Source organism: Stenotrophomonas sp. STEN240 (assembly GCF_056756175.1).
In genome coordinates, this window is the sequence record NZ_JBRRBO010000053.1 from 22,244 (window position 1) to 29,482 (window position 7,239).

At 63.5% G+C, this 7,239-nt stretch carries 6 protein-coding genes; 2 read left to right on the forward strand and 4 right to left on the reverse strand.

Annotation, left to right across the window (positions count from 1 at the left end):
• Positions 1-105: 105 nt before the first annotated feature.
• The gene (locus ACVOKO_RS17215) at positions 106-825 is read left to right on the forward strand and encodes a response regulator transcription factor (RefSeq protein WP_346500193.1); all 720 of its coding nucleotides are present in this window, start codon (positions 106-108) and stop codon (positions 823-825) included.
• Complete coding sequence (locus ACVOKO_RS17220; protein ID WP_346500195.1) at positions 822-2,312, forward strand: sensor histidine kinase; 1,491 nt, start codon at positions 822-824, stop codon at positions 2,310-2,312. Before ACVOKO_RS17215 ends, ACVOKO_RS17220 begins: the two co-directional genes overlap by 4 nt.
• A gap of 19 nt (positions 2,313-2,331) precedes the next feature.
• On the opposite strand, the gene ACVOKO_RS17225 is transcribed toward ACVOKO_RS17220, so the two are convergent.
• The 4 genes from ACVOKO_RS17225 to ACVOKO_RS17240 all read right to left on the reverse strand — a co-directional run bounded on the left by ACVOKO_RS17225 (position 2,332) and on the right by ACVOKO_RS17240 (position 6,884).
• Entirely contained in the window at positions 2,332-3,390 is a 1,059-nt protein-coding gene (locus ACVOKO_RS17225) for a suppressor of fused domain protein (protein WP_346500197.1), read from the reverse strand.
• A 106-nt stretch (positions 3,391-3,496) separates the two neighbouring features.
• A complete protein-coding gene (locus ACVOKO_RS17230; RefSeq protein ID WP_057629619.1) occupies positions 3,497-3,976 on the reverse strand; it encodes a hypothetical protein in 480 nt (159 codons plus the stop codon).
• 141 nt (positions 3,977-4,117) lie between these two features.
• Complete coding sequence (gene prpE / locus ACVOKO_RS17235) at positions 4,118-6,013, reverse strand: propionate--CoA ligase (protein ID WP_346500200.1); 1,896 nt, start codon at positions 6,011-6,013, stop codon at positions 4,118-4,120.
• A 247-nt stretch (positions 6,014-6,260) separates the two neighbouring features.
• Positions 6,261-6,884 (reverse strand): RluA family pseudouridine synthase, encoded by a 624-nt coding sequence (locus ACVOKO_RS17240; protein ID WP_346500202.1) that lies wholly within the window; start codon positions 6,882-6,884, stop codon positions 6,261-6,263.
• Positions 6,885-7,239: the final 355 nt, after the last annotated feature.

Sequence of the window (7,239 nt, forward strand, 5' to 3'; positions counted from 1 at the left end):
GCCCCGGTCAACGAATCCTCACGCAGAGTTAAATTCTTCGTGACACATCGGCGCCCCTATCCAAGGACAATGCCAACCATCCACCCGCGCCGGCCACAGGCATCGATGAGCAGCACAAAACGCATCCTGATCGTCGAAGACGATGTGCATATCGCCAACCTGCTGCGCATGCACCTGCGTGACGAGGGCTACGAGGTCAGCCATGCCGCCAGCGGCGATGAGGGTGTGCGGCTGCTCGAAAGCGAACACTGGGATGCATTGGTGCTGGACCTGATGCTGCCCGGCGTGGATGGCCTGGAAATCTGCCGGCGCGCACGCGCGATGACCCGCTACACACCGATCATCATCACCAGCGCACGCGCCAGCGAGCTGCACCGCATCCTCGGCCTGGAACTGGGTGCAGACGACTACCTGGCCAAGCCGTTCTCGATGCTGGAACTGGTGGCGCGGGTGAAGGCTTTACTGCGACGCGTGGAGGCGATGGCGCAGAACGCGCGCATCGATGCCGGCGCGATCGACGTGGCCGGCCTGCGCATTGATCCGGTCGCGCGCACCGCGCAGGTGGATGCGCGCCCGCTGGAACTCACCCCGCGCGAATTCGACCTGCTGTACTTCTTCGCCCGCCATCCCGACCAGGTCTACTCGCGGATGGAACTGCTCAACCAGGTCTGGGGCCATCAACACGATGGCTACGAGCACACCGTGAACACCCACATCAACCGCCTGCGCAACAAGATCGAACAGGACCCGGCATTGCCGACGCGCATCCTTACCGTGTGGGGACGCGGTTACAAACTGGCCACTGCCGGCGGGAGCCCGGCATGATCCGGCTCACTCTCTCGCAACGTCTGTCACTGGTGTTCTGCGCGTTGCTGCTGATCTGCTGTGGCGCGCTGGCCTGGCTGCAGATGCGCAGCAACCGCATGCATGAGCAGGAAACCGTGCAGCGTCTGTCGCGCGGACTGGCCGAGCACATCGCACGCAGCGGCGAGCTGATGGATGCACGTGGCATCCGCGATGGCGAAGTACGCGCGCTGTTCGGCAAACTGATGTCGGTCAATCCCAGCGTCGAGGTCTATCTGCTCGACGATACAGGCCGCATCCTCGGCCACGATGCACCGGAGGGGCACCTGAAGCGTGATGGCGTTGATCTGGCACCTGTGCATGCGCTGCTGGCCGGTGACACCTTGCCCATCTTCGGCGATGACCCCCGCAGCAGCAGCGGCCGCAAGGTGTTCAACGCCGCGCCGCTGTGGGTGCAGGGCCGGCAGGTTGGTTACATCTATGTGGTGCTGGCAGGCGAGCAACGCGAAGCACTGGCCGCCGATATCGCCGCCAACACCACACTGCGCAACACGTTGTGGTCACTGGCCATCGTGGCCATCTTCGGCCTGCTCGCTGGCTTGATCGCCTTCCGCTGGGTGACACGCCCGCTGCGCCAGCTGACCCGCCGCATCCAGTCATTCGATGTGGACAGTGGCGACCCGCAGCTGCCCTTGCCGCCCGCGCCACTACGTGCCGGTGAGCGCGATGAACTGAGCATCCTGCAGCACAGCTTCGCCCACCTGGGCCAACGCATCGGTGAGCAATGGCAGCAGCTGCGCCAGCAGGATCTGCAACGGCGCGAGCTGGTCGCCAACCTGTCGCATGACCTGCGCACACCGCTGTCATCGCTGCACGGCTATCTGGAAACGCTGGCACTGAAGGATGCCAGCCTCAGCACCGACGAGCGCCAGCGCTACCTGTCCATCGCGCTGTCGCAGAGCCACAAGGTGGGCAGGCTTGCGCAGGCCTTGTTCGAGCTTGCGCGGCTTGAACATGGCGGCGTGGTGCTGGAGCTGCAGACCTTCTCGCTGCCGGACCTGGTGCAGGACGTGTTGCAGAAATTCGAACTGGCCGCGCAGTCGCGTCAGCAGCGCCTGGACGCGGAGATTCCCGCAGGGTTGCCGCCAGTGGAAGCCGACCTTGGGCTGATCGAACGGGTACTGACCAACCTGTTGGACAACGCGATCCGCCACACGCCGGCAAGCGGCCGCATCAGCGTATCGCTGCGGGCGTTGGATGATGCGGTGATGGTCCGCATTGCCGACACCGGGCCCGGCATTCCATTGGAACGACGGGACGGATTGTTCAATACGCCAGCTGCACTGGGTAGCCAACGCCCCGACAGCGGCGGCCTTGGGTTGTTGATCGTGCACCGCATCCTGCAGTTGCACCATTGCCAGATCCGTCTGCTGGACAGCAACGAAGGCGCGGTGTTCGAGTTCTCACTGCCACTGGCTGTGCGCCGACCAGCGGCCAGTGCGAGCTGAAGTCCGCCCCTGCGCGAACTCAGCCTATCTCGCGGATCACGCCGCCCTGCCCATCGCGCAGCAGCGTCGGCCGCACTTCAACCTGCAGCTTGCCACCGGGCAAGGGATACACACCGCGCTCGGCACGCACGCTAGCCAACAACGCGGTCAATGTGGCATCGGAAAGCACGCAGCGTGCGCTGTCGGCATCGGTTTGCAGGTCATCCATGCGACCGGGTTCAAACCGCCACTGCCTCTCCTTGCCAAGCGCCACCAAGGGCTTGTCGTGATGCAGGCGCAGTGGCAACAGCTCCAGCACGCTGGGCACCTGGCCGGCGCCCAGCACCAGCGTGGTGGTCGCACCCTCAACGCGCCAATCCAGGGTCTCCACGAACAACATGCCGGTGCTGGAGCCCTCACGCTGACTGCCCGCCTCCAACTGCGCAGCCAGCGCCGGGTCGCGCAGTAGTGAATCGCGGCCCAGCTCGGTGATCCACAACGGCATTGCCGGTTCCATCACCGTCAACACACCGAGCGTGGACCAGCGTTTTACCGCCGCCATCTCGTCATCGGTCAGGCCGACCAGCTGCAGGAAGTTCAATCGCCCGTTGCCGGTATCGATTGCCGGCAACTGCGGATCGGCGACGAATGCCAGATGCCGCAGCTGTGTGTCGGTATCCAGCGCGATCGGGCCATTGGCATCGAGGTGATGCCCGGCTTCGAACACGTTGCCACTGCTGAACACATAGCGCGCAAGATTCTGCATCAGGTTCATCGGCCAGGCCGGCGGTTCGTGCTTGTTTTCGCCAGGCGCTGCGGCCAGGCGGAACGTCAATTCGAAACCGAAGCCGCTCTCCTGCGGGTCGTCGCTCTGCTTGTCGTACAGCTCGGAAAAGCCGTAGCTGACGTAATGCCAATGCGGACGGGGCGTATCGCTCCAGTACACGCTGATGCCATCCAGGGGATCGTTGCCGCCCAGGGTATGCGACAGCAACGTGCCGAAATGCCGCGGCTCCTGACCCGGATACAGCGCTGCCATGGCCGCGTTGATTGCATCCCAACCCGCGGTGCTGATCTGACCGCTGTCTTCCTGCGCCATGCAGGGCACTCCAATGAAGGACAAGCCCACATCATAGTGCCCGTGCAGCGCGGCAGCTTGCGAACACCGTCGGCCACCGCCCTTGCGGGCGGTGGTCACATCCGCATCAGCCCACGACCAGGGCGCGTGTCTCTTCCAGCCAGCGGCTGGCAAATGCCGGGCTCTTGGCCTTGCCCAGCGCGGTGGACAACTCCGGCCACAGCTGTTCCAGGCTGACGGCGGTCTTGCTGCGGTCGATTTTCAACTGGATCAGATAGCCCTTCAGGCCCAGATGCTTGCGCACCGATTCGGCCATCCAGTCACGTAGCTGCTGGTAGCGCAGCGGGTCGTCGCCCAACTGCGTGGTCACCGGCAATACCGGCGCTTTCTCGGCACTCCCGGCAACCGCGTCGATCAGCTGCAGGGCAGCCAGTTGCTGCAATACATCCTCCGGCGCACGCAGGCCCTGCGCCATCTGTTGCAGTTCGCGCTCATCGCGCTGCCCGTCCACCAGCAACAGCACCGAGCGCAACGCCGGTGCCAACTTCAAGCCACGGTTCTCGATCTCCAGACGGCCAGCGGCCGTCTTGGCATAAATGAATGCCATTCCCCTTCCCTCTTTTGTGCATCGCAATACGGCACGTGCGCATGCTCCCGGAGCCCCCGCCCCGGAATCTGCAAAGCAGCTGCCCACGTACCGCCCCCTTGCGATCACCGCCGCACCGTGGCCTTACGGCCAAACTGCGTGCTATTTCCCCAGCACGCGGCGGATTTCTTCCAGTGCGCCCGGGTCGTCGAGTGTCGACAGATCACCGGGGTCACGCTGTTCGGCCAATGCCTGCAGTGAACGCCTCAGCAGCTTACCCGAACGGGTCTTGGGAAGTGCATTGACGATATGGACATGGGCCGGGCGCGCCACCGCCCCCAGGGATTGAGTGACCTGCTGCACCATTTCCGCTGCCAGCTGCTCTGCATTGTCGTCTGCCCGGGTCTGCCTCAAGGTCACGAAGACCAGCGGCACCTGCCCTTTCAACTCGTCGTGCACGCCGATCACCGCTGCTTCGGCCACGCGCGGATGGGCGGAGATGGCTTCTTCGATCTCGCGCGTGCCCAAGCGGTGACCGGCCACGTTGATCACGTCATCGGTGCGGCCAAGGATGAAGGTATAGCCTTCCTCATCGCGGATGGCCCAGTCCAGCGAGCTGTACAGCAGCTCCTTGAAATGGCTGAAGTAGCTTTTCAGGAAGCGCTCATCGTCGTTCCACACCGTGCTCATGCAGCCCGGCGGCAACGGCGGCTGGATCACCAGCACGCCCTTCTGCCCGGGCGCGACTTCGGCACCGCTCTGTTCGTCGATCACCTTCATCTTGTAACCAAGATTCGGGAAACCCGGCGAGCCGAACTTCACCGGTTTCATCTCCAGCCCCGGCAACAAGGTCAACGCCGGCCAGCCGGTCTCGGTCTGCCAGTAGTTGTCGATCACCGGCTTGCGCAAGGCGCTGCTGATCCACTGCGCGGTCGGCTCGTCCAAGGGCTCGCCGGCCAGGAACAGGTACTTCAACTCCGACAGGTCATGCCGGTTGATGAAGTCGATGTCGTGCTTTTTCAGCACGCGAATCGCGGTAGGCGAGGAGAACATCGTGCGCACGCCGTATTGCTCGCACAGCGCCCACCAGATGCCTGCATCGGGATTGATCGGCAGGCCTTCGTACAACAAGGAGGTGCAGCCGCCGATCAACGGACCATACACGTTGTAGGAATGCCCCACCGCCCAGCCGACGTCGGAAGTGGAAAACATCACCTGGCCCGGCCCGCAATCAAACACCGTACGCATCGACTGCGCCATCGCCACCGCGTAGCCGCCAACGTCACGCTGCACGCCCTTGGGCTTGCCGGTGGTGCCGGAGGTATACAGCAGATAGCTTGGCTCGTTGGACTCCAGCCATTGCACCGGCACCTCGACGTCACCCACCTGTGCACGCAACGCGGCATAGTCCTGGTCGCGGCCGGCGATGCGCGGTTCGGCCGCATCCAGCCCGCGCGAAACGATCAGCACCTGCGCTGGCGGTGTGCGCGCTTCTGCACAGGCCGCATCTACCATCGGCTTGTACGGGATGACCTTGCCGCCACGCATGCCGGCATCGGCAGCAATCAGCAGCTTCGGCGCTGCATCGTCGATACGCAGCGCCAGGTTGTGCGCAGCAAAGCCGCCGAATACCACCGAATGCACCGCACCGATACGTGCACAGGCCAGCATCGCGAACACGGCTTGAGCCATGTTCGGCATGTAGATGACAACGCGATCACCGCGACCGACGTCGAGCTTGAGCAGCACGGCAGCGAAGGCATTCACTTCGCGATACAGATCGCGATAGGTCAGTTCGCGGGTGACATTGGTTTCGGTGGAGATGACCACCAGCGCGAGCTGGTCGGCGCGCTCGGCAAGGTGCCGGTCCACCGCGTTGTAGCAGAGGTTGGTTTCGCCACCAACGAACCAACGGCGGAATGGCGGATTGCTGTAATCCAGGATCTGCTGCGGCGGGCGGTGCCAATGGATGGCCTTGGCTTCCTCTGCCCAGAACGCCTCGGGCTCATCAATGGAACGGCGGTAGATCTGATCGTACTGCACGACACCCTCCGACACCTGCCTGTTGTGTGCCGAGCATAGTCCGGACAGTGGGCTGGACTCCCTGCGACGATGGTCTTAAGACCAAAGGCTCGGAGGCCAGGAATTTCGGGACTACGGGCCTCGGACTACAAGCCAGGAGCTTGCCCTCACCCCAGCCCCTCTCCCGTAAACGGGAGAGGGGCTGGCAATGCGTCGGCTGCCAGTGCACTAGCCCCTCTCCCGCACGCGGGAGAGGGGTTGGGGTGAGGGCAAGCTTTTGACTTTAGAAAGGACACTCAGAAACAAAGGCCAACGCCTCCCCACTCAGCGGATGCGCAAACTCCAGGCGTCGCGCATGCAGGCAAACCCGCAACGCAGGACGTGCCTCGTACATCACATCACCGATGATCGGGTGCCCGATGCTGGCCAGGTGCAGCCGCAGTTGATGGCTGCGCCCGGTCACCGGTTCCAGCTCAAGCCGCGTGGTATGTGCAACCGCATCGCGCGCCAGCACCCGCCAACGCGTCAACGATGGCTTGCCCAGTTCAACGCTCACCATCTGCTTCGGCCGGTTCGGCCAATCACAGATCAGCGGCAGATCGATTTCGCCGGCCTCGCCCTCGACCAGACCCTGCACCACCGCCTCGTAGTGCTTGCTCACCTGGCGCTGTTCAAACTGCTTGGACAACGCAACCTGCATCGCCTTGCCGCGCGCGTAGAGCATCAAGCCCGAGGTCACCTGATCCAGCCGGTGCACGGTCAACGCATCCGCATACTCCAGCTGCAAACGCGACACAACGCAGTCCTGGTTTTCCAGCGAACGCCCGGGCACGGACAACAGCCCGGCCGGCTTCTCCGCCACCAGCAGCGTTTCGTCGAGGTAGTGCAAAGCGATCTTGTCAGTCATATCCAAAAACAAAATGTAGTGCCGAGCCATGCTCGGCAGAGGCCTTACCGATAGATCGTCAATCCGGCATAAAACCTACCCCTCCCCAACCCTCCCCTTCGCTACGCGAAAGGGAGGGAGCGTAGTGCCGAGCCATGCTCGGCAGGGGCCTTACCGATAGACCGTCAATCCGGCATAAAACCTACCCCTCCCCAACCCTTCCCTTCGCTACGCGAAAGGGAGGGAGCGTAGTGCCGAGCCATGCTCGGCAGAGGTATTACCGATAGACCGTCAATCCGGCATAAAACCTACCCCTCCCCAACCCCCCCCTTCGCTACGCGAAAGGGAGGGAGCGTAATGCCGAGCCATGCTCGGC

What these genes read in the sequence shown, in the direction of transcription:
- ACVOKO_RS17225 (WP_346500197.1), bottom strand. Translation starts at nt 3,390, where the DNA reads ATGGCGCAGGAAGACAGCGGTCAGATCAGCACCGCGGGTTGGGATGCA.
- ACVOKO_RS17240 (WP_346500202.1), bottom strand. Translation starts at nt 6,884, where the DNA reads ATGACTGACAAGATCGCTTTGCACTACCTCGACGAAACGCTGCTGGTG.
- ACVOKO_RS17220 (WP_346500195.1), top strand. Translation starts at nt 822, where the DNA reads ATGATCCGGCTCACTCTCTCGCAACGTCTGTCACTGGTGTTCTGCGCG.
- ACVOKO_RS17215 (WP_346500193.1), top strand. Translation starts at nt 106, where the DNA reads ATGAGCAGCACAAAACGCATCCTGATCGTCGAAGACGATGTGCATATC.
- ACVOKO_RS17230 (WP_057629619.1), bottom strand. Translation starts at nt 3,976, where the DNA reads ATGGCATTCATTTATGCCAAGACGGCCGCTGGCCGTCTGGAGATCGAG.